This window comes from Calditrichia bacterium (assembly GCA_020634975.1).
Lineage (GTDB): Bacteria > Calditrichota > Calditrichia > RBG-13-44-9 > J075 > JACKAQ01.
On sequence record JACKAQ010000001.1, the window covers coordinates 1,096,800 to 1,122,802 of the forward strand.

General features: G+C 45.8%; 36 protein-coding genes. 2 read left to right on the forward strand and 34 right to left on the reverse strand.

The window, feature by feature from the left end:
• Positions 1-32: 32 nt before the first annotated feature.
• Positions 33-494 (forward strand): hypothetical protein, encoded by a 462-nt coding sequence (locus H6629_04265; protein MCB9067008.1) that lies wholly within the window; start codon positions 33-35, stop codon positions 492-494.
• Positions 495-613: 119 nt separating this feature from the next.
• Here the strand turns inward: H6629_04265 and H6629_04270 are convergent, their stop codons facing one another.
• Entirely contained in the window at positions 614-1,414 is an 801-nt protein-coding gene (locus H6629_04270; protein MCB9067009.1) for an SDR family oxidoreductase, read from the reverse strand.
• A 177-nt stretch (positions 1,415-1,591) separates the two neighbouring features.
• Between H6629_04270 and H6629_04275 the strand changes: the two genes are divergently transcribed.
• Positions 1,592-4,846, forward strand: a complete 3,255-nt coding sequence (locus H6629_04275) for a valine--tRNA ligase (protein MCB9067010.1) — start codon at positions 1,592-1,594, stop codon at positions 4,844-4,846.
• Between the two features lie 62 nt (positions 4,847-4,908).
• Here the strand turns inward: H6629_04275 and H6629_04280 are convergent, their stop codons facing one another.
• The 33 genes from H6629_04280 to fusA form a co-directional block, all read right to left on the reverse strand.
• Positions 4,909-6,375: an aminotransferase class V-fold PLP-dependent enzyme gene (locus H6629_04280; GenBank protein MCB9067011.1), complete on the reverse strand. Its 1,467-nt coding sequence runs from the start codon at positions 6,373-6,375 to the stop codon at positions 4,909-4,911.
• Positions 6,376-6,450: 75 nt separating this feature from the next.
• Positions 6,451-8,130 (reverse strand): urocanate hydratase, encoded by a 1,680-nt coding sequence (gene hutU, locus H6629_04285; GenBank protein ID MCB9067012.1) that lies wholly within the window; start codon positions 8,128-8,130, stop codon positions 6,451-6,453.
• Entirely contained in the window at positions 8,130-9,323 is a 1,194-nt protein-coding gene (locus H6629_04290) for a family 10 glycosylhydrolase (protein ID MCB9067013.1), read from the reverse strand. Before H6629_04290 ends, hutU begins: the two co-directional genes overlap by 1 nt.
• Before the next feature lie 161 nt (positions 9,324-9,484).
• Positions 9,485-10,156, reverse strand: coding sequence for a 50S ribosomal protein L17 (gene rplQ, locus H6629_04295; GenBank protein MCB9067014.1), 672 nt, complete (start codon positions 10,154-10,156; stop codon positions 9,485-9,487).
• Positions 10,157-10,183: 27 nt separating this feature from the next.
• Positions 10,184-11,167, reverse strand: a complete 984-nt coding sequence (locus tag H6629_04300; protein MCB9067015.1) for a DNA-directed RNA polymerase subunit alpha — start codon at positions 11,165-11,167, stop codon at positions 10,184-10,186.
• An 85-nt stretch (positions 11,168-11,252) separates the two neighbouring features.
• Entirely contained in the window at positions 11,253-11,642 is a 390-nt protein-coding gene (gene rpsK / locus H6629_04305) for a 30S ribosomal protein S11 (GenBank protein MCB9067016.1), read from the reverse strand.
• A gap of 34 nt (positions 11,643-11,676) precedes the next feature.
• Positions 11,677-12,045, reverse strand: a complete 369-nt coding sequence (gene rpsM, locus H6629_04310; protein ID MCB9067017.1) for a 30S ribosomal protein S13 — start codon at positions 12,043-12,045, stop codon at positions 11,677-11,679.
• A 113-nt stretch (positions 12,046-12,158) separates the two neighbouring features.
• A complete protein-coding gene (gene rpmJ / locus H6629_04315) occupies positions 12,159-12,275 on the reverse strand; it encodes a 50S ribosomal protein L36 (GenBank protein ID MCB9067018.1) in 117 nt (38 codons plus the stop codon).
• Between the two features lie 20 nt (positions 12,276-12,295).
• Complete coding sequence (infA, locus tag H6629_04320; protein ID MCB9067019.1) at positions 12,296-12,514, reverse strand: translation initiation factor IF-1; 219 nt, start codon at positions 12,512-12,514, stop codon at positions 12,296-12,298.
• A 24-nt stretch (positions 12,515-12,538) separates the two neighbouring features.
• Positions 12,539-13,312 carry a type I methionyl aminopeptidase gene (gene map, locus H6629_04325; protein MCB9067020.1) on the reverse strand — a complete coding sequence of 258 codons (774 nt, stop codon included), beginning with the start codon at positions 13,310-13,312 and terminating at the stop codon, positions 12,539-12,541.
• A gap of 6 nt (positions 13,313-13,318) precedes the next feature.
• Positions 13,319-14,623: a preprotein translocase subunit SecY gene (gene secY, locus H6629_04330; protein ID MCB9067021.1), complete on the reverse strand. Its 1,305-nt coding sequence runs from the start codon at positions 14,621-14,623 to the stop codon at positions 13,319-13,321.
• Positions 14,620-15,060 (reverse strand): 50S ribosomal protein L15, encoded by a 441-nt coding sequence (gene rplO / locus H6629_04335; protein MCB9067022.1) that lies wholly within the window; start codon positions 15,058-15,060, stop codon positions 14,620-14,622. Before rplO ends, secY begins: the two co-directional genes overlap by 4 nt.
• A 23-nt stretch (positions 15,061-15,083) precedes the next feature.
• Complete coding sequence (gene rpmD, locus H6629_04340; protein MCB9067023.1) at positions 15,084-15,281, reverse strand: 50S ribosomal protein L30; 198 nt, start codon at positions 15,279-15,281, stop codon at positions 15,084-15,086.
• Positions 15,282-15,298: 17 nt separating this feature from the next.
• A complete protein-coding gene (rpsE, locus tag H6629_04345; GenBank protein ID MCB9067024.1) occupies positions 15,299-15,805 on the reverse strand; it encodes a 30S ribosomal protein S5 in 507 nt (168 codons plus the stop codon).
• A gap of 16 nt (positions 15,806-15,821) precedes the next feature.
• Entirely contained in the window at positions 15,822-16,160 is a 339-nt protein-coding gene (locus H6629_04350; protein MCB9067025.1) for a 50S ribosomal protein L18, read from the reverse strand.
• Between the two features lie 20 nt (positions 16,161-16,180).
• Positions 16,181-16,717, reverse strand: coding sequence for a 50S ribosomal protein L6 (gene rplF, locus H6629_04355; protein MCB9067026.1), 537 nt, complete (start codon positions 16,715-16,717; stop codon positions 16,181-16,183).
• A gap of 120 nt (positions 16,718-16,837) precedes the next feature.
• On the reverse strand, positions 16,838-17,239 hold the full coding sequence (gene rpsH / locus H6629_04360) for a 30S ribosomal protein S8 (GenBank protein ID MCB9067027.1): 402 nt from the start codon (positions 17,237-17,239) through the stop codon (positions 16,838-16,840).
• Positions 17,240-17,260: 21 nt separating this feature from the next.
• Positions 17,261-17,446: a type Z 30S ribosomal protein S14 gene (locus H6629_04365; GenBank protein ID MCB9067028.1), complete on the reverse strand. Its 186-nt coding sequence runs from the start codon at positions 17,444-17,446 to the stop codon at positions 17,261-17,263.
• A 19-nt stretch (positions 17,447-17,465) separates the two neighbouring features.
• Entirely contained in the window at positions 17,466-18,011 is a 546-nt protein-coding gene (rplE, locus tag H6629_04370; protein MCB9067029.1) for a 50S ribosomal protein L5, read from the reverse strand.
• Between the two features lie 24 nt (positions 18,012-18,035).
• A complete protein-coding gene (gene rplX, locus H6629_04375) occupies positions 18,036-18,359 on the reverse strand; it encodes a 50S ribosomal protein L24 (protein MCB9067030.1) in 324 nt (107 codons plus the stop codon).
• 17 nt (positions 18,360-18,376) lie between these two features.
• Entirely contained in the window at positions 18,377-18,745 is a 369-nt protein-coding gene (gene rplN, locus H6629_04380; GenBank protein ID MCB9067031.1) for a 50S ribosomal protein L14, read from the reverse strand.
• Positions 18,746-18,770: 25 nt separating this feature from the next.
• Positions 18,771-19,025 carry a 30S ribosomal protein S17 gene (gene rpsQ / locus H6629_04385; protein MCB9067032.1) on the reverse strand — a complete coding sequence of 85 codons (255 nt, stop codon included), beginning with the start codon at positions 19,023-19,025 and terminating at the stop codon, positions 18,771-18,773.
• A gap of 19 nt (positions 19,026-19,044) precedes the next feature.
• Positions 19,045-19,257, reverse strand: coding sequence for a 50S ribosomal protein L29 (gene rpmC / locus H6629_04390; GenBank protein MCB9067033.1), 213 nt, complete (start codon positions 19,255-19,257; stop codon positions 19,045-19,047).
• A gap of 2 nt (positions 19,258-19,259) precedes the next feature.
• Positions 19,260-19,679: a 50S ribosomal protein L16 gene (gene rplP, locus H6629_04395; GenBank protein ID MCB9067034.1), complete on the reverse strand. Its 420-nt coding sequence runs from the start codon at positions 19,677-19,679 to the stop codon at positions 19,260-19,262.
• A gap of 15 nt (positions 19,680-19,694) precedes the next feature.
• The gene (gene rpsC / locus H6629_04400; protein MCB9067035.1) at positions 19,695-20,330 is read right to left on the reverse strand and encodes a 30S ribosomal protein S3; all 636 of its coding nucleotides are present in this window, start codon (positions 20,328-20,330) and stop codon (positions 19,695-19,697) included.
• A gap of 26 nt (positions 20,331-20,356) precedes the next feature.
• The gene (gene rplV / locus H6629_04405) at positions 20,357-20,698 is read right to left on the reverse strand and encodes a 50S ribosomal protein L22 (GenBank protein ID MCB9067036.1); all 342 of its coding nucleotides are present in this window, start codon (positions 20,696-20,698) and stop codon (positions 20,357-20,359) included.
• A gap of 25 nt (positions 20,699-20,723) precedes the next feature.
• Entirely contained in the window at positions 20,724-21,011 is a 288-nt protein-coding gene (gene rpsS / locus H6629_04410; protein ID MCB9067037.1) for a 30S ribosomal protein S19, read from the reverse strand.
• Positions 21,012-21,022: 11 nt separating this feature from the next.
• On the reverse strand, positions 21,023-21,847 hold the full coding sequence (gene rplB / locus H6629_04415) for a 50S ribosomal protein L2 (protein MCB9067038.1): 825 nt from the start codon (positions 21,845-21,847) through the stop codon (positions 21,023-21,025).
• 21 nt (positions 21,848-21,868) lie between these two features.
• Positions 21,869-22,171, reverse strand: coding sequence for a 50S ribosomal protein L23 (gene rplW, locus H6629_04420; protein ID MCB9067039.1), 303 nt, complete (start codon positions 22,169-22,171; stop codon positions 21,869-21,871).
• Positions 22,171-22,797 carry a 50S ribosomal protein L4 gene (gene rplD, locus H6629_04425; GenBank protein MCB9067040.1) on the reverse strand — a complete coding sequence of 209 codons (627 nt, stop codon included), beginning with the start codon at positions 22,795-22,797 and terminating at the stop codon, positions 22,171-22,173. Before rplD ends, rplW begins: the two co-directional genes overlap by 1 nt.
• Positions 22,798-22,814: 17 nt before the next feature.
• Complete coding sequence (rplC, locus tag H6629_04430) at positions 22,815-23,438, reverse strand: 50S ribosomal protein L3 (protein ID MCB9067041.1); 624 nt, start codon at positions 23,436-23,438, stop codon at positions 22,815-22,817.
• 121 nt (positions 23,439-23,559) lie between these two features.
• Positions 23,560-23,868 carry a 30S ribosomal protein S10 gene (gene rpsJ, locus H6629_04435; GenBank protein MCB9067042.1) on the reverse strand — a complete coding sequence of 103 codons (309 nt, stop codon included), beginning with the start codon at positions 23,866-23,868 and terminating at the stop codon, positions 23,560-23,562.
• 18 nt (positions 23,869-23,886) lie between these two features.
• A complete protein-coding gene (fusA, locus tag H6629_04440; protein ID MCB9067043.1) occupies positions 23,887-25,971 on the reverse strand; it encodes an elongation factor G in 2,085 nt (694 codons plus the stop codon).
• Between the last annotated feature and the right edge of the window lie 32 nt (positions 25,972-26,003).

Here is a 26,003-nt window from a genome sequence, read left to right on the forward strand (position 1 = left end):
AAACGTTAATTGAATTGATCAGGAGATAAGAAATGAAAAATTATAAATTTGTATTCTACATACTTTTACTAACTGGTTGCTGTGTTTCATCGTTATTTGCCCAAACCGTTGTGGTTGTAAATCCGAAGAGTGCAATAACAGATATCAGTCAGAAAGATCTAAAGCATTTGTTTCTGGGAAACTTGTCAAAATTAGAAGAACACATTGAGCTTCATTTGATGGCGCTGGACAGCCTGAAAGAGGATTTTTATCACAAAGTAACCGGAAAATCATCCAAAAAAATTGCAAAATTATGGATCAGTAAAAAAATTACCGGCGCAACAGAAGTAAAACCTCCGGAGGATTATTCGAGCGGTGCGGAAATTAAATCCGCAATTGCAAGTAATGTTGGCGCCATTGGTTTTATGGATTTAAAGGATGTGGACGAATCGGTAAAAGTGCTAACCATCGATGGCAAGAAACCGGGAGATAAAGATTACTTATTAGACGATTAGACACTTTGCATATTAATGCAATTTGCTTCTTTGACAATTCATTAAAATTTGTCATTAACCAGCAATTAAAAAAGCTGCCTATATTGGCAGCTTTTTTTACATGATAGTTCCAGGCTAAATTATACCGCAAGTGCACCCGGGATAATTAATCCGTTCAATTTGATCTCATTTTGAAAATCCACATCGCGGATATCCAGCACTTTTCCGTTGAGCTCCGGCCAGGCGTTCAGCCCAACCTGTGCGATCAGGCTGCCCACATCCGCGGGATCGGATAAATACCCTTTTTCATGCAACTCGATAAATTTTTGCAATGGCGGAAATTTCTCCGCCGGCGTTTGCCGGATGGTATCCTGCATGTTGCTGGCAAAAACACCCGGAGCGATGGCAAAAATACAGATGTTCTTTTCAGCATTTTCCGCTGCGGCGATGCGAGTCATCATGTCCATTGCGGCTTTGCTGCTGCCGTATGCGCCCCACCCTTCGTACGGCTTGTACGCCGCACCGCTGGTGATATTCACAATCGTTCCATCCTGCTGATGTCGCATAATTATCAACGCTTCGCGCATTGCTAAAAAGCTTCCGAAAACGTTAATTTTCAGCAACTTATCCAATTCGTTTTCATCAAAATCGTGTATCGGTGCAATCGGATTGATAACACCGGCATTGTTGACCAGCACATCTATTTTATGCCATTTTTGGTGCACCGTCCGAAAAGCTTGCACAACCTGATTCGCATCGCTGATATCTGTGGGAACCGCCAACGCCTCTCCGCCGGCTTCGCGAATTTCATCGGCAACGGCTGCCAGTTTTTCCGCACGGCGTGCCAACAGCGCTACTTTTGCGCCGTATGTTGCGGCTTGCAGCGCCATCGCTTTTCCCAATCCGGCGGATGCACCGGTGATAACAAATGTTTTACTCATATTGATTTCCTCCTCATTTACGTTTTCGTAGAACCTGTTCACCAGATTCAAAAAACAGTTTATTTATCACCCTTAAGCGTTTAAATTTACCGACTTTAGTATCAAATTAAAAACGATAGCAAAACTGATAAATAGCGATGCGCTAAAGCATTGCAAAACAACCTGTTGAGGCGTTTTATGTCGATGAAAGAAATTCCCTCCGTTTACGATCCGAAAGATTTTGAACAGCGAATTACCGATAAATGGAACCGCACCAAAGCCTGGGCGGCGCAGCCGGACGAGCGCGAAAATCGCTATGTGGTAATGATGCCCCTGCCAAACGTTACCGGCGCGTTGCACATGGGTCACGCGATGGACAACGTGATGCAGGATTTGCTCGTTCGCTGGCACCGGATGATGGGCGACAACACCCTTTGGCAGCCGGGAACCGATCACGCCGGAATTGCCACACAGGCGGTTGTGGAAAAACGCTTGTTCGAACTCGAGGGAAAAACCCGTCACGATATCGGGCGCGATGCGCTGGTGCAGCGCATTTTCGAATGGAAAGACCAATATCAGGCGCGCATCATCCGGCAGCAGCAGGCAATGGGCTGCAGTTGCGATTGGGATCGCCAGCGATTTACAATGGACCCGGTGTGTGCCGCTGCGGTTCGCGAATGGTTTTTCCGGCTGTTCAAAGACGGACTGATTTTTCGCGGCTACCGATTGGTAAACTGGGATTGCGCCCTGCAAACTTCCGTTGCCGATGACGAAATTGAGCACAAAACCGTGGACGGGCATTTCTGGCATTTGCGCTATCCGATTGTCGATCCGCAGCCGGGCGAACCGGATCATGTGATTGTCGCAACCACGCGACCGGAAACCATGCTGGGTGATACCGCCGTTGCCGTGCATCCCGATCCCGCCGGACAACTCAATTCGCTCATCGCCAAAGCCAAAGAGCGGCTGGAAGGCGCATCTGCAAAAGACAAACCGCAAATCGAAGCGGAAATAGAGCGACTGGAAAATCGTAAATCAACACATCTGGCGCAGTTGGAAGCGTTAAAAAATATGGCGCAGAATGGCAGAAAAGTGCTGCTGCCGTTGCAAAACCGGGAAATCCCGCTCATCGTTGATGAATGGGCGAAGCCCGAACTCGGCTCCGGCTGTGTGAAAATCACACCAGGACACGACCCGAACGATTACGCCGTTTGGCAACGTCACCAAAATGAAATTGATATCATCAATATTTTGAATCCCGACGGCACGCTGAATCATAATGCCGGAAGTTACAAAGGCATCGACCGGTTCGACGCCCGCAAAAAGGTAGTCGCCGATCTCGATGCGCAGGGATTGCTCGCCAAAGTGGAAGATCGCGAAATTGAGGTCGGGCATTCCGATCGCTCCAAAACGCCCATCGAGCCGTATTTGTCCAAACAGTGGTTTATCCGCATGGGCGATGTGGCTGGCGGCGTGGTGCTCGGTCGCGGCACGGAAAAGGAATTTTCCGCACCCGGGCTCGCGCAGGCTGCGATGGATGTTGTCGATCCCAACTACCAATCGCCAAGCGGACGCAACCTCACTTTTCACCCGGACCCGGTGCGTTATCGCAACACCTTTTACAACTGGCTGGCGGAAAAACGCGATTGGTGCATCAGCCGCCAGTTGTGGTGGGGGCATCGCATTCCCATTTGGCACGGGCAATTTTTGCCGGAAAATCTGGCGCCGGTGCTCGATGAACTGGACAAACTTTCCGGCGAGGAGCTACACGTCTGGATTGCGGATGAGCACGATCACACCTTTTCGCTGGCAGAAGCCCGGGCAAAATTGGCTGCTTTCCCGGCAGAAACACCGCTGGAAGTGCAGGCGTGCCCGCGCTATTTGAGCAACGAAAGCACATTTGCCAAATCACTGGAAACATTGGGGTTAGCAGAAGACCCGGATGTGCTGGACACCTGGTTTTCCAGCGCGTTGTGGCCGCACAGCACCCTCGGCTGGCCGAACCCGGAAGATGCAAAAACAGAAACCGGACAGACCGATCTCAACAGCAACCCGAATTCGCTGGATTATTATTATCCCGGATCATGCCTCGTTACCGGGCGCGATATTATCACATTGTGGGTGGCGCGGATGGTAATTGCCGGACTCTACAACCTCGGCGATGTGCCGTTCACCGATTGCTTTTTGCACGCCAATATTATGGATGGCAAAGGCGAACGCATGAGCAAATCCAAAGGCAACGGCATCGATCCGGTGGACATTATCGATATGTATGGCACGGATGCGATGCGCTACGTGCTGTCCGATATGCAAACCGGCACGCAGGATATCCGTTTGCCCGTGCAGGCGATTTCGCCGTTTACCGGCAACAAAGTAGAACTTGCGGAAGCGAAACACGGGCGCAGCATTTTCACCTACATCGACCCGGAAACCGGGAAAGAATTCGACGTGCTGGGCACGATGCCGGATATTCCTTCCGCAAAAATTATCAGCGACCGGTTCGAAATCGGCAAAAATTTCTGCAACAAATTGTGGAACGCCGCCCGCTTCGCGATGATGAACCTCAACCGGCAGGAATTCCGCCCGCTGACCGAAAACGATTTGGCGTTGGAAGATCGCTGGCTGCTCTCGCGGCTCTCCAAAACCGTTGCGGAAGTGCAATCGCATCTGGAAAAATACAATCCCTCGGCGGCAATCAACACGGCGCGCGACTTTTTTTGGGGCGAATTTTGCGATTGGTATCTGGAACTCATCAAACCGCGCATGAAAGATGAGCAGAGCGGATTCGTGGCGCGGCAGGTGCTGGCAACGGTGCTCGATCAGGTGTTGCGATTGTATCACCCGTTCATGCCGTTTATCACCGAAGCAATTTGGGAGAATCTCAACGAACGCGCCCCGCAACGCGGCATCGATGCGGCATTGCCGGTTGTGGATGTGTTGCAAGTTGCCGAATGGCCGGCGGTTCGCCCCGAGCGCCAAAACGCTGCGTTGGAAAATGAGTTTTCGCTGATGCAGGAAGCAGTTCGGCGCATCCGCGATTTGCGCAATAAATACACCGTTCCCCACCAAAACCGGCTGGATGCTGCCATCAAAGCCACGGGCGAAGATGCTGTTGCACTCCAGCATATGACCTACCACATTCGGGAAATGTCCGGGTTGGCCTCGCTCGCAATCGATGCAAACGCAGAAAAGCCGAAACTTGCAGCTGTCGCTGTTTTGGGTGAAATGGAAATTTATGTGGACGGTGTGCTCGATCCTGAAAAGGAATTGGAGCGACTCGAAAAGCAAAAAGAAAATCTGGTTAAACGCATCGGCGGGTTAAAAGGCAAGTTATCCAACGATAGCTTTGTCAGCAAAGCGCCGGCAAACGTGGTGCAGCAAAGCCGCGAACAGCTTGCAGAGTTGGAGCAGCAACTTTCGCTGGTGGAAGAAAATATGCGGGAATTGCGGTAAAATATTGTGAAAATAAATGATTAATTTTTTATTTGGGCGGATGTAGAATCCGCCCTTTTTATTTACGCCATAATAGTTTCTGACAGATTAATGATAAACGGTTTACGGTTTCCCGGCTCAAAATCCCCGGTTTTGCAGTTGAATTTGTAATCGTAATCCCAATTTTTATAATTTTTGACAACTTCTGAAACGGCATCTGCAATAGTATCGACCTCAGATTCCGTCATCGTCGGGTGCAGCGAAATGCGCACCCAGCCGGGTTTTTCGCTCAAATCGCCGAGATCGATTTTTTGGGTAATGCGTTGTGATTCGTGATAATCGATGTTCAGCAGCACATGGCCGTAGGTTCCGGCACAGGAGCAACCGCCGCGTGTCTGGATACCAAATCGGTCGTTGAGCAGTCGCACCATCAAATTGTGATGCAATCCCGGCACATACATCGATACAAATCCCACCCGATTGCGCTGTTCGCGCTCCAAAATGGCAATACCGGGAATCCGTTCGAGGTGATCCATCAGCCGGTTGGTCAGTTCGTGTTCGCGTTCCAAAATATTCGCAACGCCCATTTCATCTTTCAAGCGAATAGAAAGCGCGCCTTTGATGCCCTGCAAAAATCCGGGCGTGCCGCCATCTTCCCGCACTTCGATATCTTCAAAAAAATGATGTTCACCCCACGGATTTGTCCACAGCACAGTGCCGCCACCGGGATGATCCGGCACCGTGTTTTTATACAGCGATTTGTGGAAAATAATCACGCCGGAGGAGCCGGGTCCGCCCAAAAATTTGTGCGGTGAAAAGAAAATGGCATCCAGCGTTTGCGTTTCTTTTTCCGGGTGCATGTTGATGGGCACATACGGCGCAGATGCGGAAAAATCGACAAAACAGTAGCCGCCGAACTCGTGCATAATCTCCGCCATTTCGTGATATGGCGTCACGATGCCGGTAACGTTCGAGCAGGCAGTGAACGATCCGATGATCAACTGGCGATCTTTTTCCGCTTTCAAAATATCCCGCAGATGATCGAGATCGGGCAGTCCGTTGCTGCAGCGCTGCAAAATTTTAACATCCATCATGCACTCAACCCAGGTTGTCTGGTTCGAGTGATGCTCCATGTGGGTGATAATCACCAGCGGACGTTCGTTGCCACTCAGTTTCACCTGATTTTTGTATCGCTCGGGAACGCGTAAACCCAATATCCGCTGGAACTTATTGATTGCCGCCGTCATACCGGAACCGACAAATAACAGCAGATCATCCGGCGATGCGTTCACATGTTTTTTGAAAATTTTCTGTGCCTGATGATAGGCATCGGTCATCACCGTTCCGGTGAGCGTGGTTTCTGTGTGCGTATTTGCCACATACGGACCCAATTTATTGGAAATATAATTTTCGATGGGTGCGTAGAGCCGCCCGCTGGCTGCCCAATCCGCATAAATGATGGGCATTTTCCCACCGGGGAAATCGTGCACAAAATTATTTCCAATAATATTGTTGCGGAATTTATCGAAATGCTGTTCAAGATTCTTCATTTTACACCTTTGTCGCGTTTATTTCGGCGATAGCAGCCAAAATAATATATCATTCCGGCTGCTTTAAAACAATCGTCAACTGACCTTTTGAGGTGTTGATGAATTTGCAGAAAGCATGGGAATGTTGACGCCTTTTTCGTTAGCACAGGCGATTGCTTCGTCGTAACCTGCGTCCGCATGTCGCATAACGCCGGTGCCGGGATCGTTGGTGAGCACCCGGTCGATGCGTTTTGCGGTGTCTTCCGTGCCATCTGCAACCATCACCACGCCGGAATGTTGCGAATAACCGATGCCCACACCGCCACCATGATGCATGGACACCCACGATGCGCCGGATGCGACATTGAGCATTCCGTTCAACAACGCCCAATCGGCAACTGCGTCGCTGCCGTCTTTCATCGCTTCGGTTTCGCGGTTGGGCGATGCCACCGAACCGCAATCAAGGTGATCCCGACCAATCACGATCGGCGCTTTCACTTCACCGGTGCGCACCAACTCGTTCATTGCCAGACCCAATTTGGCGCGCTCACCGTAGCCGAGCCAGCAAATCCGCGATGGCAACCCCTGGAATTTCACTTTTTTCTGCGCCATATCAATCCAGCGCAGCAACGCTTTATCTTCGGGAAATAATTCTTTCACCAACGCGTCGGTGCGATAAATATCTTCGGGATCGCCCGAAAGTGCCGCCCACCGGAACGGACCTTTCCCCACACAAAACAAATTTCGGATGTATGCCGGCACAAAACCCGGATAGTCGAACGCGTTTTTCACGCCGGCTTTGATGGCTTGTCCGCGCAAGTTGTTGCCGTAATCGAAGGTTTCTGCGCCCATTTTTTGCAGATCGAGCATTGCCTGGCAGTGTGCTGCCATCGCTTTCATCGACAGGTCGATGTATTGTTTGGGATTGCTGTTCCGCAATTCCAACGCTTCTGCGTAACGGATTCCGTTTGGCACATATCCGTTTAATTCATCGTGTGCGGATGTTTGATCAGTAACGATATCCGGCACTATTCCACGCTTTACGAACTCAGCAAACACATCCGCCGCATTCCCGTGCAAACCGATCGACAGCGGTTTTTTGGCTGCCATCGCCGATTGCGCCATTTGCATCGCAGTGTCAAAATCGGTTGCCATTTCGTCCAGATAGCGCGTTTCCAGCCGTCGCTGAATGCGGTGATCATCCACTTCGACCACAATCACCACACCGTTGTTCATCGTTACCGCCAACGGTTGGGCGCCGCCCATTCCGCCGAGTCCGGCGGTGAGTGTCAGCGTTCCGGCGAGGCTGCCGTTGTGACGCTTCCGGGCGATTTCCGCAAAAGTTTCGTATGTGCCCTGCAAAATGCCCTGCGTGCCGATGTAAATCCAGCTTCCGGCAGTCATTTGCCCATACATCATCAACCCTTTTTTTTCCAATTCGCGGAAGTGCTCCCAGGTTGCCCAATTCGCAACCAGATTGGAATTGGCAATGAGCACGCGCGGCGAATACGGGTGGGTCCGGAAAATGCCCACCGGTTTGCCGCTTTGCACCAGCAGCGTTTCGTCATTTTCCAGTTCGCGAAGCGATTTAACAATCGCATCGAATGCTTCCCAGTTTCTGGCTGCGCGACCGGAACCGCCGTAAACGATCAGCTTGTCCGGTTCTTCCGCCACATCGGGATCAAGATTGTTCATCAACATTCGCAAAGCGGCTTCCTGATGCCAGCCTTTGCAACTCAATTTGCTGCCATGCGGCGCATGAATTTCGCGTTTCATTATCGGGTCCTCCTGTGGATAAACACCTCTGTATACGCTTTTTGCAGCGCGCCACTCTCCGAAATTTGGTCGTAAGAAAACAGGGCAACGCCTTTTAAAGCTTCATTTTTGTCGCGTTTGTTTTGTATCGTTTGCCACTTTTGTTTGACGGATGACCACGGTTGGTTATACAACGCTGTGCCCATCACAACTTTTTCTGCCGGCACTTTTTCGAGCATCTGGTCCATTCGCGTTTCAAAATCGGATTGAGATTTTGCGTAATTCATTGGCACAGCCCAATCCAGCCACCCCTCATTTAACCAGCGATCCCAATCCTGATAATAATACCAATGTGCCCGCCGCAAATCCGGCTTAACTGCTGCAGAAATAATCACTTCCGGATGACGCTCACGCGTTTGTTTTGCCAGTTTTTCGATAAATTCTGAAAGACCGTCTCGCAAAAACTTTCCCCAACGGCTAAAAAAAATGTCATAGCCAACGGCTCCATAATTCGCCGAAAATGATTCCGGCGTATTGCGAAACTCTGCAGGGTCGATCACATACCTTTCCTTAAATTTATCGCGAACATACGGATCAAAATCAAATCCGTATCCCGGAAACCGAATATAATCCAGATGTAAACCATCCAGTTCATACTGCGATAAAATGTCATCGACAACATTTAGCAAATGAATTTGCACATCTTCAATCAACGGCGCAAGATAAAGCCCTTCCTCATTCCTGCGACCGTTCCAGTTGCTGTCGGGCAAGGCAGGGTCGTATTTTGATGGATAAATCAGCCATTCCGGTTTCCGGTTTATTAAATGTTCAGGTGAAACCGGTTTTTTTTCGCTGCTCCATATGTAAAACATGTTCACCCATGCATGAATCCGGATTTTTTTTCGATTGGCTTTGATCAACAAATATCCGAGCGGATCAAAATTTTCGGGGATTTCTTCGGCTTTCGGTTCAAAACGGCTGTGATAATATGCATCACCCCGACCACGAACCTGCACAAACAGATCTGTGATTTGGTTCGCAGCTGCAAATTTAAGCACGCTATCGATACTTTGGGGGGTTTTCATTTGATGCCGGATAACCCACAGCGCACGGACTTCGACATCTGCATTAGCAAATACAGAAAAATGGATGATGCCCGATATTACCAGCCAAAATTTCACACTATTTATCATTTGCCAGAGCGCTTTTAACACTTTTTAAAACCCCATTATTAACAAACAATTGCACAGATTCATAAATTTTAATGATTTACGATTGGAGAAACCACAACAATTTTACCAAAAAAAAAGCGGAACCAAAACATCGGTTCCGCTAAAAAATCCAGAAAATCAGGCTTGATCAATCAAAGATCAAGCTATTTTTTTTCACTATCATCATCTTTCTTTTCAGCTTCATCAGCTGCCGGCTCATCGGTTTTTTCCGCTTCCGGTGCGGCTTCAGCAACGTCTGCGGCAACTTCTTCTGCTGCTTCGACTGCCTCTTCAACGGGTTCCTCGACTTCAACTTCTTTCTTTTCAGCTTTTTTGGCTTTGGATTTTGTTGCTTTCGGCTTTTCTGTTTCAGTCGCTGATTCCACAGCAGCTGTTGCTGCGGCTGCTTTAGCGGCTTTAGGCTTGCTCTTTTTCGCCGCCGGTTTTGCAGCTTCAGTTTCTTCGCCAAATTTGAACGGCTCAAAACCAACCAGTTGCAATACAGCCAAAGGCGCACCATCACCGCGACGCATTCCCAACTTAACGATACGGGTGTAACCACCGTTACGTGTCGTAAATGTCGGCGCGATATCATCAAACAACGTTTTTACCAAATCACGGCTTTGCAACAATTTAAAAGCAAGGCGACGGTCATGAACCGAATTGCCTTTTCCATAACCAATCAAACGATCGATATATCCCTGGGCAGCTTTGGCTTTGGAAAGCGTTGTGCGAATTTGCTTATGTTCGATAAGTGCAGATGCCAGGTTACGTAATGTCGCAGCGCGGTGGCTTGGCGTTCTGCCCATCTTTTTTACAGTATTACGATGTCGCATTTCAATACTCCACTATCATTAAAAGAATTAGTCGTCGCCCTTGAGATATTTATCTACATCCATTCCAAAGTAGAGGCTCTTTTTATCCAGAATTTCCTGGATTTCCTGGAGCGACTTGCGTCCGAAATTCCGGAATTTCAGCAGTTCTGATTCATCCAAACGAACCAGATCGCCAATAGTTTTGATGTTCGCATTCTTCAGGCAGTTGTGCGAACGAACAGACAATTCCAGTTCATCCACATTCATTTTCAACAGCTTTTTGATGCGCAGAACTTCTTCGTCGATTTCCTGAGTTTCTTCTTCTTCAGGCTCAAAATCGAAATTGATAAACAACTGAACGTGATCTTTTACAATTTTACCGGCAAACGTTAAAGCATCATCCGGAGTGATACTGCCATCCGTTTCGATTTCCAAAACCAATTTTTCATAATCTGTCCGCTGACCAACGCGTACGTTTTCAACATCAAAACGAACTTTGCTGATCGGTGAAAAAATCGAATCAATCGGAATCAAACCAATCGACGCTTCCAGTGGCTTATTTTCTTCAGCCGGTACATATCCTCTACCTTTGCCCACTCGGATTTCGATATCAAGGTTTGCTTCTTCGTTCAAAGTCGCAATGTGCAGGTCAGGATTTAACACTTCAAAATCTGTTGTGTATTTTTCCAGATCACCGGCTTTCAGATCACAGGGTCCGCTCAAGTTTAACGTAACTTTATCAGGGCGTTTATTCAACAACTTAATACGGACTTCTTTAAGGTTCAGAATAATGTGGGTTAAATCTTCCTTAACGCCCGGAATGGTTGCAAACTCATGCTGAACACCATCAATACGGATAGCAGTGATTGCCGCACCCTGAATAGATGACAACAGCACACGGCGAAACAAATTGCCAAGCGTGACACCAAATCCACGTTCTAATGGCTGTACAACAAATCTGCCGTAATTGGTAGAATAGTTTGTTTCATCTAATTCGACCTTTTCCGGCATCAATAAATTCATCCAGTTCATACATACTCCCAACCAGGTTTATGGCTTTTCAAGAATATTTAATTCGATTTAAAACAACAGCTTAACGTGCGCGAACACAATCGCCTTATACGCGGCGTTTTTTGGGCGGACGACAACCGTTGTGCGGAATCGGCGTAATATCCTTAATGGAAAGAATTTCCAAACCGGCAGCCTGCAGCGAACGAATTGCAGCTTCACGACCACCACCCGGTCCTTTTACTTCCACATCAACTTTACGCAATCCCAAATCCATAGCTTCTTTTGCAGCATTTTCTGCGGCCATCTGGGATGCATATGGCGTATTTTTACGCGATCCTTTAAAGCCCATTCTTCCGGCAGTTGCCCACGAAATCACATTACCAGTTTGATCGGTCAATGTAATATTGGTGTTGTTGAAACTTGCTTTGATGTGTGCAACACCTAGCGGATCAACCTGATCTTTCTTTTTACGTACTGTACGGCCTCTTCTAGCCAAGGTATAACCTCCTGAAAATAGAGTCTATCTGATATTATTTCTTTTTCTTCATCACAGCACGACGGCGACCTTTTCGGGTTCGCGCATTGGTTGAGGTCCGCTGTCCACGGGCAGGCAAGCCCATTTTATGGCGGGAACCACGATAACAACCAATATCAATCAATCGTTTGATGTTCATGTTAATTTCGGATTTAAGCGTACCTTCTACTTTAATATATTGCAGAATGTATTCGCGAATCTTTCTCACATGGTCATCTGTCAGATCGTTGACGCGAGTCGAAGGGTCGATACCTGTCTCATCACATATTTTCTGAGCTGTCGTGCGACCAATACCGAAAATATAGGTAAGCCCAATGTTTAAGGGTTTGCTTTTCGGTAAATCAACACCTGAAATACGTGCCAAAATAGCCTCCTGAATAATGCGGTAATATACGTTTTTTTCGGAACGTGTTATTATTGGCGAATTTACAGGGATGCTTAATTATCAACAATTAAGTCTAATCCCTATCTAAAAAATTAACCTTGACGTTGTTTGTGCCGCGGATTTTTCTTGCAGATTACACGAACAACACCTTTTCGTCGGATAATTTTGCAATTTTCGCAACGTTTTTTTACTGAAGCTTGAACTTTCATTTGAAAACCTCGAAAAATTCTTATTTGTATCGATAGGTTATTCGCCCACGGGTTAAATCGTATGGCGAGAGTTCTAACTTTACTTTATCTCCGGGCAATATACGAATAAAGTGCATACGCATTTTACCGGATACATGTGCTAATACTTCCAAACCGCTTTCTAATTCCACTCTAAAAGTGGCGTTAGGCAACGTTTCTTTGATTATTCCATCTACTGAAATCGGTTGCTCTTTTGCCATAAACTACTTTTTGTTTAAAAATGCTTAAAAAAACTGTTCCGGATTTAATGAATGATTTGTCAATATTTCCGGCTCGCCATCACGAATAAGAATTGTATGTTCATAATGCGCAGAGGGTTTTCCATCATTAGTTACGTAAGTCCATTTGTCATCTAAAATCCGCACATTTTTTGTACCCATATTTATCATGGGCTCAACGGCTATTGTCATTCCTTGTTTTAGCAACATCCCTTTTCCTGCAGTTCCGTAGTTTGGGACCTGAGGATCTTCGTGCATCTTTTTTCCGATCCCGTGGCCAACCAACTCCCGAACAACACCATAACCATGCATTTCTGCATGCTGTTGAATTGCGGCGGATAAATCACCTAATCGGTTTCCCGAATGCGCTTTTTCTAATCCCTTAAACAAACTTTCCCATGTTACGAGCATCAACTTTTGTTTATCACCAGTGATACTCCCAACGGGATAAGTAAAAGCCGCATCCCCATAATAGCCTTTGTAGCGCACACCAACATCAACGGTTACTGTCATACCTTCTTTCAACAACCGTTTGGTTGATGGGATTCCGTGAACAACTTCTTCATCTATCGAGATACATGCACTTGCCGGAAAACCATACAATCCTTTAAAAGCCGGATAAGCACCGCGCGAAAATATATATTTTTCTACCGCGTTGTCAATATCTTTTGTCGATTTTCCGGGGCAGATGAAATCTGCCAGCATTTCGAGCGTTTCAGCAACAATTCCTGCGCTGACTCGCATACGCTCGATTTCTTTTTCATTCTTAATCGTAATCACAAGATATTATTTTCTGCCGCGAATACGCCCACTGCGGCTGAATCCTTCATAATGTCGCATATAAAGGTGCGATTCAACTTGTTGGATAAAATCAAGCGTTACCTGAACAATGATCAATAACCCGGTTCCACCAAAGAAAGATGCATAGGCAAAAGAAACACCCATAAATCGATACAAGATGTAAGGTATGATAGCCACAAAAGCTAAGGCAAGCGCACCTGGCAGTGTTACACGGGTGAGAATATTTTCGAGATACTCAGCAGTCTTTTTACCGGGGCGAACACCGGGAACAAAGCCACCTTGCTTTTTCAGGTTGTCTGCAACTTCAACCGGGTTGAGAATAATAGCCGTGTAGAAATAGGTGAAAAAGATGATCAGTACGGCATATATAAACCAATAAAACACCGAATCGAAGGCAAACAATCCGGAAATAGAGTTCATTACATCACTTTCCGGAAAGAGTGAAAAAAGCGTTTGCGGAATAAACATAATTGCCTGGGCAAAAATAATTGGCATAACACCTGCAGTATTTATCCGCAACGGTAACTGGGTATTTACACCACCATAAACTTTTCTGCCGACAACACGTTTTGCATATTGAACGGGAATTTTACGTTGCCCTTGAGTGATGAGCACGACAAAGGCAATAATACCAAATCCGATACCCAGCAGCAAAACTTCTACCAACAGGTTCCGGTTGTCGTTCATGAATTCGATCCACTCCTGACGGATTGCACTTGGTAAAGATGCAATAATGCCGACAGTAATCAGCAGTGAAATACCGTTGCCAATACCTCGTTCGTCAATTTGCTCACCCATCCACATCAACAACATTGTTCCGGAAGCCATCGATATCATTGTTAACAGTTTAAAACCAAACCCTGGATCCAACACAACGCCTTGGCTTTCCAACCAAACGGCAACACCAAATGCCTGCATTCCAGAAAGTAGTAAGGTTGCATAGCGCGTGTATTGGGTTATTTTTTTTCTGCCATCTTCACCAGATTGCTGCAACCGCTGAATGGTAGGCCAAACAGCACCTAATAATTGGAAAATGATCGACGCACTGATGTAAGGCATGATACCCAGTCCAAACACTGCAGCTTTACTGAAAGCACCACCGGCGAACAAGTCGTATAGCCCGAAAAGGGTACCTTTGGCGCTTTGCCAAATTTCCTGCAACGCTGCAGTATCAATTCCGGGCGTAACAATGTGTGTACCAATTCTAGCCAGACCCAAAATCGCAAAAGTAAAGAAAATACGTTTACGCAGGTCATCAATTTTCAGTATGTTACGGAACGTTTCGATCATAATTCTGTAACGCTGCCTCCTGCCTTTTCAATTTTTTCCCGGGCGGTTTTACTAAACGCATGGGCTTGAATATTCAGTTTTTTGCTGACCTCCCCATTTCCCAGGACCTTCACCGGCACATCCAAACGTTTGACCAAACCGTTTTGTTGTAACGTTTCCGGTGTGATTTCGGCAGTTTCACTTACTTTTTCCAAATCACTCAGGTTCACAACCTGATATACTTTTTTGTTATGATTGTAAAAGCCGAATTTGGGCAGACGCCGCTGAATCGGCATTTGTCCACCTTCGAACCAGGCGCGTCTTTTTGATCCAGAACGAGCTTTTTGACCTTTATGACCACGTCCTGCCATAACACCTTGGCCCGAGCCTTCTCCGCGACCAATTCTTTTTCTGCTATGGGTTGCGCCTTCTGCTTTTTTTAAAGAACCGAGATCCATTGCACTTCCTCAAACGTTATTAATCAAATTTCTTCTACGGAAACCAGATGCTTTACTTTGAAGACCATTCCACGAATTTGTGGCGTGTCTTTTTGAATTACCTCGTGGCGAATACGCTTCAAACCCAAAGCTTCAATGGTTTTTTTGTGCGTACCTTTTTGCCCGATGATACTGCGCACCTGTGTGATTTTCAATTGTTTTTCTTTAGTTTTTTTAGCCATGATCTCTACTCAACCGTTTACAGGGTGTACAACTCTTTCAGCGACATTCCGCGCTTGCGGGCAATATTCGCCGGATCTTGTAATTTTTGTAATGCAACAATCGTTGCTTTGACCACACTATGCGGATTCGAAGATCCCATAATTTTGGTTAAAATATTGTGGATACCAACCATTTCGCAAATTGCCCGAACCGGACCGCCTGCAATAACACCAGTACCAGCAGATGCAGGCTTCAACAACACTTTACCTGCGCCATACTTGCCATATACTTCGTAAGGAAGTGTGCCATTAATCAGGTTAACGCGCATGACATCCTTTTTAGCCCGTTCGGTAGCTTTGGAAATTGCATTTACAACTTCGCCTGCTTTACCCAAACCAATACCAACATGGCCATTGCCATCGCCAACGACAACAATTGCACTAAAGCTAAAGCGACGACCACCTTTTACAACTTTAGCAACACGGTTGATGTGAACAACCTTTTCTTTCAAATCCAATTCGTGTGCGTTAATTCTGTCTCTCACGATTTCCTCACTCGTTTTAGAACTTCAAGCCGCCTTCACGCGCGCCCTCGGCCAATGCTTTTACGCGACCATGATATTTCAGACCGTTGCGATCAAAAATTACTGTTTCAATCCCATTTTCCTTGGCCTTTTTTGCGATAAAAGCGCCGACACGTTTACTGGTTTCAATTCTTGTTTTTACATCTTTCAATTCATCCTTGAGCTCTTTGCTTATTTCCGAAGCGCCTAAGATTGTTTTTTGGGCAGTATCGTCAACAATTTGTCCATAGATGTGACGAATGCTTCGGGAAATTACCAGACGCGGCCGCTCTGCGGTGCCAAACATTTTTGACTTTTTACGTACTTTTTTAGCCATGATACCAACTACCTTCTCAATTATTTCCCAGTTTTACCAGCTTTACGACGGACTGTTTCGTTGTCGTAACGGATACCCTTACCTTTATACGGTTCCGGCTTGCGGAAAGAGCGGATTTTTGCAGCAACTTGCCCGACAGTTTCTTTATCTATACCACTCACCTCAATTCGGGTCGGCTGAGGGACATTGATTTCGACGCCATCTGGCGAATAAAAGTAAATCTGATGTGAATATCCCAAGCTCAAAACCAGGCCATTCCCTTTTTTCTCTGCACGATAACCCACGCCTTCAATTAATAGCGTACGGGTATACCCTTGGGTTACACCCACAACCATATTATTGACTAATGTGCGGGTTAATCCATGCAGTGCACGATGTTTTCGTTCGTTCGTTGGGCGGGATACAGTAAGCGTATTATCTTCCTGTTCAAATATCATATCAGGATTAATCTGACGGGACAGTTTGCCTTTGGGTCCTTTTACACTTACCAAACCACCATCAACTTTGATCTCTACACCGCCGGGAATTTCGATCGGTAATTTTCCTATACGAGACACCGGTTCACCTCTTCCTAAATAAAATAACTATCAAATTTTAATATTACTTACAAACATACCAAAAAGGGCATTTTACACAACCGATATTTGCGTCGATAATTCAACACCAAAATGCGCAAACTACCAGACTGTGCAAAGCACTTCGCCACCCACACCTTCACGGCGTGCCTGACGTTCTGTAATAACACCCCTGGATGTACTCAATATTGCAATACCAACATTGTTTTTAACACGTGGCAATTGCTCTACCCCAACGTAATAACGGCGTCCGGGCTTGCTCACACGTTTTAATTCGTGTATAACAGGTTCACCGGATGGGGCGACGTATTTCAAAAAGACGCGGATGATACCCTGTTTGCCATCATCAATGATGATAAAATTACGAATAAATTTGTGCTCAAACAGAATTTCCGCCATGCGTTTTTTCATGTTCGACGCCGGAATATCAACGGTACGATGCTTTGCCTGAATGGCATTGCGAATCCGTGTCAGAAAATCGGCAATCGGATCAGTCATGGACATATTACAATCTCTCCTAACGTTTTACCAGCTTGCTTTGGTAACACCCGGAATTTCGCCTTTATTTGCCAATTCACGAAGACAAATGCGGCAAATACCAAATTTGCGATAGTACGCACGCGGACGTCCGCAACGCTGGCACCGGTTGTATTCTCGGACTTTAAATTTTTGTTTCCGTTTCGCTTTTGCGATGAGCGCTTTCTTAGCCAAACCTACTTCTCCTTCAACATTATTTCTTGAACGGCATTCCAAACGCTTTCAGAAGCTCGTATGCTTCTTCATCTGAATCTACGTTTGATACGAAAGTGATGTTCAAACCACGGATTTTATCAATTTTATCGACGTTAACTTCAGGAAATACAATCTGCTCACGAACACCAACTGTGAAGTTTCCGCGACCGTCGAGTTTGTCTGGCAAACCGCGAAAATCTCGAATACGCGGTGTTGCAAAATTGATAAAACGATCGAGGAATTCGTACATCCGATCGCCACGCAGGGTCACTTTGCAACCTATTTTCATACCTTCCCGAAGTTTAAAGTTCGAGATGGAATGTTTCGCCGTAGTCAAAGCCGGTTTTTGACCGGCAATTACGGTAAGGTCCTCTACCGCACGTTCCAGAATTTTGCTATCCTGAACGGCTTCGCCAACGCCCATATTCATGGTAATTTTTTGAAGCTTCGGTACCTGCATGATGTTTTTATACCCAAACTTTTTGAACAGCATGGGCACAATTTCTTCCGTATACTTCTTTTTTAAACGGGGTGTATAGCTCATTTCTACAAACCTGCTTTAATCGTTTTAGGCTACTTCTTCACCATTTGCATCCGGGTGTTTGCAAACCCGGACTTTGCTGCCATCTTTTAAAATTTTAAACCCAACCCGTGTTGCTACAGCACTTTTTGGCGCAACCAATTTCACGTTGGAAATATGGATGGGGGCTTCGATACTCAATATACCGCCCTGGGGCATTTGCTGCGTCGGTTTACGGTGACGCTTATGCATATTCACGCCTTCAACAATAATGCGCTCGTTTTCAGGAAACACCTTTAATACTTTTCCGGTTTTCCCGCGATCATTGCCGGCGATGATCATCACAGAATCATTTTTCTTAATTTTTTTCATCGTTTACAACCCTTTAATTAAATCACTTCTGGCGCTAATGACACAATTTTCATAAAAGCTTTATCGCGCAGTTCACGCGCAACGGGACCAAAAATACGGGTTCCGCGCGGTTCACCCTGCGCATCAAGCAACACGGCTGCGTTTTCATCGAAGCGAATATAGGAACCGTCGGCGCGGCGAACTTCCTTTTTGGTGCGTACGATTACCGCTCTTGATACTTGTCCTTTTTTGACCGGCGCATTCGGGATGGCGCTTTTTACAGACACCACGATGATATCGCCTACCGTAGCACTTTTCTTGCCTGAGCCCCCCAACACGCGAATACACATCACTTTTTTCGCGCCTGAGTTGTCCGCGACACTCAAACGGGTTTGTTCCTGAACCATGATGACAACTCCAAAGGTTAAGCTGTTATTTCACTTTTTCAACAATTTCTACAACCCGCCAGCGTTTCGTTTTGCTCAGAGGACGAGTTTCCATAATTTTTACTTTATCACCAATATCGCAGGTATTGGTATCGTCGTGCGCTTTGAACTTCTTGGTTTGCCTGACGAACTTTTTATAGAGTGGGTGTCGAACGTAACGCTCAACAGCTACGACAACGGTTTTATCCATTTTGTCGCTAACTACAAATCCCACACGGGTTTTACGAATACCTCTTTCCATTTCACACCATTCACTTCGGTTAGGATTCTTTTGTTTTGACAATACCTAATTCTATTTCGCGCATGATGGTTTTGGCACGCGCAATTTCACGTTTCACTTCGCGGATCCGGCTTGGATTTGTCAATTGATGCGTCGCTTTCTGAATGCGGAGATTCGCAAGTTCATCCATCAAATCGTCCAGATGTTGTTTGATATCCGCTTCAGGTAAAGCTTTTATTTCCGCAGTGTTCATTTTTATTCTCCCGCTTCTTTACGCGTTACAAACTTGGTTTTGATGGGCAGTTTGTGCGAAGCCAGGCGCATTGCTTCTTTGGCAATTTCTTCAGAAACACCGGCAAGTTCAAACATTACGCGTCCGGGCTTTACAACCGCTACCCAATATTCCGGGGAACCTTTACCTTTACCCATCCGTGTTTCTGCGGGTTTTTTGGTTATGGGCTTATCCGGGAAAATTCGAATCCAAACCTTACCACCCCGTTTGATGTAGCGTGTCATCGCAACACGGGCAGCTTCAATTTGGCGACTGGTAATCCAGCCGGCGTCTAAAGCTTTTAATCCAAATTGTCCGAACGATACACTTGCACCACGGGTTGCATTCCCCGCTCTGCGGCCACGCATTACACGTCTATGTTTAACTTTTTTGGGCATTAACATGACAAACGTCTCCTCTTACGAATTGGTCCCGATCACTTCACCGTGATACAACCACACTTTTACACCGATACAACCATAAGTTGTGTTGGCAGTAGAGGTTGCATAATCAATATTGGCGCGGAGTGTGTGCAGGGGAATCCGACCTTCTTTATAGTTTTCTGTCCGTGCCATTTCCGCACCGCCGAGACGGCCGGAGCACTGTATTTTAATTCCTTCTGCACCGAGGCGCATAGAGGAAGTAATGGCGCGTTTCATCGCACGTCGGAAAGATACTTTCCCTTCCAATTGGCGAGCAATGTTTTGCCCGACCAAAAAGGCGTCTAGCTCCGGATGCTTCACTTCGTTGATGTTGATCTGAATATCTTTGTTGACCAATTTCTTCAGCTCTTCTTTCAACTTATCGACTTCAGCACCTTTTTTCCCGATCACAACACCGGGACGAGCTGTGTTTATCGTAATCAACACGCGCCGTGCAGTGCGTTCGATACCAACTTTCGAAATAGCACCATCTGAAATGCGTTTGAAAATGTATTTACGAATCAACAAATCTTCATTCAGCTTTTCAGCGAAGTTTTTTTCATCAAACCACTGGGAGTTCCAAGTTTTGATAAAGCCCAGACGGTAGCCAACTGGATTCGTTTTTTGACCCAAAACGTAACCTCCGAAACTATACTTTTTTAGCGATCTTCAACAACAATTGTAATATGAGAAGTGCGGCGGCGGATACGACCAACACGCCCCATTGACATGGGACGAAAACGCTTCCACATCGGTCCACCATCTACCGTTACACTTTTCACGAAAATTTTATCCGGATTAACACCGCCGGCCTCTTCCTGGTTTTGAAAATTTGCCACTGCAGAGCGCAATACATTTTCAACCGTTTTAGCGGCGCGCTTCGGCGTAAAGTGCAGGATGCTCAAAGCATCTTCCACATTTTTATCTTTGATCAGACGTGTCACTTGTCTCACTTTTAATGGTGAGAGACGCGCGTATCGTTGTCTGGCTACAGCTTTCATCAACAGACCTCACGATTGAAAAAGGTTAACGAACTTTCGATTTCTTTTCATTTTTACTACCCGCATGACCGCGGTAGGTACGGGTCGGGGCAAATTCACCAAGCTTATGCCCAACCATATTTTCCGTCACATAAACCGGAATAAATTTGATGCCGTTGTGTACTGCAATTGTATGCCCAACAAATTCAGGCGGTACAGTTGAACGACGAGCCCAGGTTTTCACAACTTTCTTTTGACCGCTACCATTCAAATCGTCTACTTTTTGGTATAATTTCTGGTCAATAAAAGGGCCTTTTTTCAGCGATCTTGACATGATTACTTCCTTTATTTACGACGTTTGACGATTAACGCGCTGGATTTTTTACGCTTCTTACGGGTTTTCAAACCTTTGGATAACTGCCCCCACGGTGAACAAGGATGGCGCCCACCCGAGGTCCGACCTTCACCGCCACCCATCGGGTGGTCAACAGGGTTCATCACAACACCCCGAACGCTTGGTCGACGTCCCAACCAACGGGTACGTCCGGCTTTTCCTAAAGAAACGTTAAAGTGATCCGTATTTCCTACTGTACCTAAGGTTGCATAACATTCTTTACGGACTTTACGAATTTCGCCAGAGGGCATTTTCAGCAACGCGTAGTTACCTTCTTTTGCCATCAACTGAACACCTGCACCGGCGCTACGAGCAATTTGCCCACCTTTTCCGGGGATCATTTCGATGTTGTGAATGGTCATACCCAAAGGAATTTTTTCCAGTGGTAGTGCATTACCAACTTTGACATCTGCAGAAGCTCCAGCCATCACCGTATCACCAACTGTTAAACCGTCCGGTGCAATGATGTAACGTTTTTCGCCGTCCACATAATGCAACAATGCAATATTGGCACTACGATTTGGATCGTATTCAATTGCAGCTACTTTTGCTTCAATATCGCGTTTGTTGCGCTTAAAATCGATGATCCTGTAAAGTCTTTTGTGACCACCACCACGCTGCCATGCTGTTACGCGTCCAAGATTATTACGCCCACCGGTTTTGTGCAATGTTTCAGTTAGCGAACGCTCCGGCTTATCTTTAGTAATAACATCTTTTGTCAAATCGATGCGAAAACGCAACGCAGAGGTCATGGGTTTGTATTTTTTTAAAGCCATATCAATTCTCCAACTGCCCGTTTATACGTTATCCAGAAAATCCAGGTGATCACCTTCAGCCAATGTCACATATGCTTTTTTGTATTTGGAAGTGAATCCGGTGACCCGTCCGCCACGAACCATCCGCTGGCGCATTTTCCCTTTTACGTTAACCACACGCAAGCTTTCAACAGTAACATTAAAGCGCTTTGCGATGGCTTTTTTAAGCTCAATTTTGTTTGCCGACGAATCGACCCGGAAAACATACTGATTTTTATCTTCGCGAATCCGTACTGCTTTTTCGGTCAACACCGGCTCGATGATGATAGTTCTGTTATCTTTCATTAGCCCAATACCTCATTGATAATGTTGACTGCACCTTTTTGCAATACCAGAGTATTCGCATTCAGCACGTCATAAGTGGAAAACTGGGGTGCAGTTAAAACCGATTTGTAAGGAATATTTCTGGCAGATCGATAGAAATTTTGATCGTAATTTCCGGTCAAAATCAACACTTTGCGATCAGTAACACCCAGTTTATTCAACATCTCAATTACTTTTTTTGTCTTCGGTCCGTCAAATTCAAAATCTTCAACCACAACGATCTTAGATTCTTTAGCTTTGTAAGCCAATACTGAACGACGTGCCAATTTTTTTACTTTTTTAGGTAGGGTTTGGCTATAATCACGGGGCTGAGGGCCATGCGCGCGACCACCGCCAACCATGTGTGGTGCACGAATCGTTCCCTGACGGGCACGACCGGTACCTTTTTGTTTAAAAGGTTTTTTTCCACCGCCGCTCACAAATGAACGACCTTTGGACTGGTGCGTTCCCTGACGTTGATTTGCCAGATAAGCTTTTACATCAAGATAGACCACATGATCGTTCGGCTCAATTTCGAATATCTCCGGATTGAGCGTGACCGTCTCACTTGTTTTGGTACCATCGATGCGATATACTGTCAGTTCCATAGCAACACTCGTTTATATCAGTTTTTTTTATGAATTTCTACATAGCTATTACGGGATCCGGGAACAGCACCTGAAATGAACAACAAATTGTTTTCCGCATCCACTTTCACAATTCTTAAACCGGCGACTTTTACATTATCATTACCCATTCTGCCGCCCATACGAATTCCTTTAAAAACTTTGGAAGGGTAAGAACTTTGTCCCAATGAACCGGGCGCACGCTGACGGTCCGATTGACCGTGGGTAATTTGCGCACCGGAAAAATTGTGGCGGCGCATAACACCGGCAAATCCACGTCCTTTACTTTTGCCAACAACAGTAATTTTATCACCTTCTTTAAAAAGGTCGACGTTTAACTGGTCTCCGGCTTTCAATTCCGTATCGGTCAACAGTTTAAATTCTTTGAGTTTGCTCAAAGCCGGCACACCTGCTTTATTGAACACACCCATTTGAGGCTTGGCAGTATTTTTTTCTTTTTTCTCGCCAAAACCCAATTGTACCGCCCGATAGCCGTCATTTTCAACCGTTTTCACCTGGGTAACATAGCAAGGACCAGCCTTTACAACGGTAACGGGAATTGCATTTCCGCTGGCGTCGAAAATTCTGGACATGCCTATTTTTTTTCCAAGTAAAGCGTTCATTTTAATCTCCACTAATACACTCATGGTTATTTGCGCAAAGCGCTATTCAATTCGCTGTTAATGATACCGCTGAACAGTATCTCGCTGAAACGAAACAGAACCACACGACTTGCAGCGTCGCTCAGGTTTTAATTTCTATATCAACACCAGCTGGCAGTTCCAACTTCATTAACTGATCGATGGTTTTGTTAGTGGCATTGTGAATGTCGATCAACCGTTTGTGGACACGCACTTCAAACTGCTCGCGCGATTTTTTATCCACGTGTGGCGAACGCAATACCGTAAACAAACTGCGTCTCGTCGGCAATGGAATCGGGCCGGAAATCAAGGCGCCGGTTGTTTTTGCCGTCGTGATAATTTTGTCTGCCGACTTATCAATCAGATGATGATCGTAGGCTTTCAGTTTGATTCGAATGCTTTGACCTGGCACTGCAAATCCTTTCTTTACTTACTTGGTTCCAACACGTTTTTCCATAATTTTCTCAGCGAAACTCTGCGGCAGTTGTTCATAGTGATCAAACTGCATTGAATATACTGCACGTCCTTGCGTTAAAGAACGAAGCCGGGTTGCATATCCGAACATTTCGGAAAGCGGAACAAAAGCTTCAACAACCTGAGCATCTTTGCGAGGCAGAATACCGCTGACTTTGCCACGCCGGGAGTTTAAATCGCCGATTACATCGCCGAGATATTCTTCCGGAACGACAACTTCTACTTCCATAATGGGTTCCAACAACACAGATTTGGCAACACGAAGTGCATTTTTAATCCCCATTGATCCGGCAATTTTAAACGCCATTTCACTGGAATCCACATCGTGATAAGAACCATCATAAAGGCTTACCTTTACATCTACAACAGGATAGCCGGCTAATATACCATTTTTAAGGGCTTCTTCAATACCTTGTTTGACGGGGTTAATAAATTCACGCGGAATTGCACCACCGACAATGTTATCTTCGAACTCAAAGCCCTTACCTTTTTCATTCGGGAATACTTCAATATTAACATGACCATACTGACCACGCCCACCACTCTGCCGGACAAATTTGCCTTCAGCTTTCGCTGCCTGAAGAATGGTTTCACGGTATGCAACCTGCGGCTGGCCAACACGTGCATCAACTTTAAATTCACGAAGTAAGCGGTCTACAATAATTTCCAGGTGCAATTCACCCATGCCGCTAATCAACGTTTGACCTGTTTCTTCATCTGTAGAAACTCGGAATGTTGGATCTTCGTCAGAAAGTTTAGCTAGCGCTTGAGATAATTTATCGGAATCCGCTTTTGTTTTGGGCTCGATTGACACTTGAATAACCGGCTCAGGAAAAACCATCGATTCGAGTACAATTTGCTTGTTGACATCGCAAAGCGTATTTCCAGTACGGGTATTTTTCAATCCTACGGCTGCAACAATATCGCCTGCTTTTAATTCAGTTATATCTTCGCGAGTGTTGGCGTGCATTCTCAACAAACGCCCCAGACGTTCTTTATTGTCCGACGTTGTATTGTAAACCGTATCACCGGCTTTTGCAGATCCGCTATAAACTCTAAAATAGGTTAATTTACCGACATACGGATCGGTCATGATCTTAAATGCCAACGCAGAAAAAGGTTCATTTTCTGACGGATGGCGTTCAATTACTTCTTCTGTACGGGGCTCATATCCTTTGATGGCAGGTACGTCATTTGGGGATGGTAAATATTCGACAACAGCATCCAGCAGTCGCTGAACACCTTTGTTTTTGAACGCAGAGCCCAGAAGCACCGGAATAAAATGATTTTCCAATACACCTTTGCGAATGGCTCGACGAACCTCAACATCGGTCAGCTCTTCACCGTCCAGATATTTGATCATCAATTCTTCATCAACTTCAGCTGCGTTTTCAAGCAACTTTGTACGATATTCATTGGCTTTATCTAACAAATCACGTGGGATTTCTTGTTCGATAATTTGCATACCGAGCGAGCTTTCATCAAACAATACCGCTTTCATACCAACAAGATCAATCAGTCCGGTGAACATGTCACCATCGCCAATCGGAATGTGTAACGGAAGCGGATTTGCACCCAGACGCAATTTCATCATTTCAAGCACATTATAAAAATCTGCACCTACGCGGTCCATTTTATTTACAAATGCAATACGCGGAACACCATATTTATCCGCCTGGCGCCAAACCGTTTCTGATTGCGGCTCAACACCACCAACAGCACAAAACAAAGCAACGGCACCATCCAAAACACGAAGCGATCGCTCAACTTCTGCTGTAAAGTCAACGTGACCGGGCGTGTCTATAATATTGATGCGGGTTTCTTTCCAAAAGCAAGTTGTTGCAGCTGATGTAATGGTAATGCCACGTTCTTTTTCCTGCTCCATCCAGTCCATTGTTGCTGAACCTTCATGAACTTCGCCCATGCGGTGCAAAACACCGGTATAGTACAGGATACGTTCTGTTGTGGTTGTTTTACCGGCATCTATGTGAGCCATAATGCCAATATTTCGCGTATTTTCTAAAGAGTACTTAATAGCCATTTTTAAAATTCTAATCCTTAAGATGTTAAAAA

What these genes read in the sequence shown, in the direction of transcription:
- H6629_04265 (MCB9067008.1), top strand. Translation starts at nt 33, where the DNA reads ATGAAAAATTATAAATTTGTATTCTACATACTTTTACTAACTGGTTGC.
- H6629_04270 (MCB9067009.1), bottom strand. Translation starts at nt 1,414, where the DNA reads ATGAGTAAAACATTTGTTATCACCGGTGCATCCGCCGGATTGGGAAAA.
- H6629_04275 (MCB9067010.1), top strand. Translation starts at nt 1,592, where the DNA reads ATGTCGATGAAAGAAATTCCCTCCGTTTACGATCCGAAAGATTTTGAA.
- H6629_04280 (MCB9067011.1), bottom strand. Translation starts at nt 6,375, where the DNA reads ATGAAGAATCTTGAACAGCATTTCGATAAATTCCGCAACAATATTATT.
- hutU (MCB9067012.1), bottom strand. Translation starts at nt 8,130, where the DNA reads ATGAAACGCGAAATTCATGCGCCGCATGGCAGCAAATTGAGTTGCAAA.
- rplQ (MCB9067014.1), bottom strand. Translation starts at nt 10,156, where the DNA reads ATGCGACATCGTAATACTGTAAAAAAGATGGGCAGAACGCCAAGCCAC.
- H6629_04300 (MCB9067015.1), bottom strand. Translation starts at nt 11,167, where the DNA reads ATGAACTGGATGAATTTATTGATGCCGGAAAAGGTCGAATTAGATGAA.
- rpmJ (MCB9067018.1), bottom strand. Translation starts at nt 12,275, where the DNA reads ATGAAAGTTCAAGCTTCAGTAAAAAAACGTTGCGAAAATTGCAAAATT.
- infA (MCB9067019.1), bottom strand. Translation starts at nt 12,514, where the DNA reads ATGGCAAAAGAGCAACCGATTTCAGTAGATGGAATAATCAAAGAAACG.
- secY (MCB9067021.1), bottom strand. Translation starts at nt 14,623, where the DNA reads ATGATCGAAACGTTCCGTAACATACTGAAAATTGATGACCTGCGTAAA.
- rplO (MCB9067022.1), bottom strand. Translation starts at nt 15,060, where the DNA reads ATGGATCTCGGTTCTTTAAAAAAAGCAGAAGGCGCAACCCATAGCAGA.
- rpmD (MCB9067023.1), bottom strand. Translation starts at nt 15,281, where the DNA reads ATGGCTAAAAAAACTAAAGAAAAACAATTGAAAATCACACAGGTGCGC.
- H6629_04350 (MCB9067025.1), bottom strand. Translation starts at nt 16,160, where the DNA reads ATGGCTAAAAAAGTACGTAAAAAGTCAAAAATGTTTGGCACCGCAGAG.
- rpsH (MCB9067027.1), bottom strand. Translation starts at nt 17,239, where the DNA reads ATGTCCATGACTGATCCGATTGCCGATTTTCTGACACGGATTCGCAAT.
- rplE (MCB9067029.1), bottom strand. Translation starts at nt 18,011, where the DNA reads ATGAGCTATACACCCCGTTTAAAAAAGAAGTATACGGAAGAAATTGTG.
- rplX (MCB9067030.1), bottom strand. Translation starts at nt 18,359, where the DNA reads ATGAAAAAAATTAAGAAAAATGATTCTGTGATGATCATCGCCGGCAAT.
- rplN (MCB9067031.1), bottom strand. Translation starts at nt 18,745, where the DNA reads ATGGTTCAGGAACAAACCCGTTTGAGTGTCGCGGACAACTCAGGCGCG.
- rpsQ (MCB9067032.1), bottom strand. Translation starts at nt 19,025, where the DNA reads ATGGAAAGAGGTATTCGTAAAACCCGTGTGGGATTTGTAGTTAGCGAC.
- rpmC (MCB9067033.1), bottom strand. Translation starts at nt 19,257, where the DNA reads ATGAACACTGCGGAAATAAAAGCTTTACCTGAAGCGGATATCAAACAA.
- rplP (MCB9067034.1), bottom strand. Translation starts at nt 19,679, where the DNA reads ATGTTAATGCCCAAAAAAGTTAAACATAGACGTGTAATGCGTGGCCGC.
- rplV (MCB9067036.1), bottom strand. Translation starts at nt 20,698, where the DNA reads ATGAAAGCTGTAGCCAGACAACGATACGCGCGTCTCTCACCATTAAAA.
- rpsS (MCB9067037.1), bottom strand. Translation starts at nt 21,011, where the DNA reads ATGTCAAGATCGCTGAAAAAAGGCCCTTTTATTGACCAGAAATTATAC.
- rplB (MCB9067038.1), bottom strand. Translation starts at nt 21,847, where the DNA reads ATGGCTTTAAAAAAATACAAACCCATGACCTCTGCGTTGCGTTTTCGC.
- rplW (MCB9067039.1), bottom strand. Translation starts at nt 22,171, where the DNA reads ATGAAAGATAACAGAACTATCATCATCGAGCCGGTGTTGACCGAAAAA.
- rplD (MCB9067040.1), bottom strand. Translation starts at nt 22,797, where the DNA reads ATGGAACTGACAGTATATCGCATCGATGGTACCAAAACAAGTGAGACG.
- rplC (MCB9067041.1), bottom strand. Translation starts at nt 23,438, where the DNA reads ATGAACGCTTTACTTGGAAAAAAAATAGGCATGTCCAGAATTTTCGAC.
- fusA (MCB9067043.1), bottom strand. Translation starts at nt 25,971, where the DNA reads ATGGCTATTAAGTACTCTTTAGAAAATACGCGAAATATTGGCATTATG.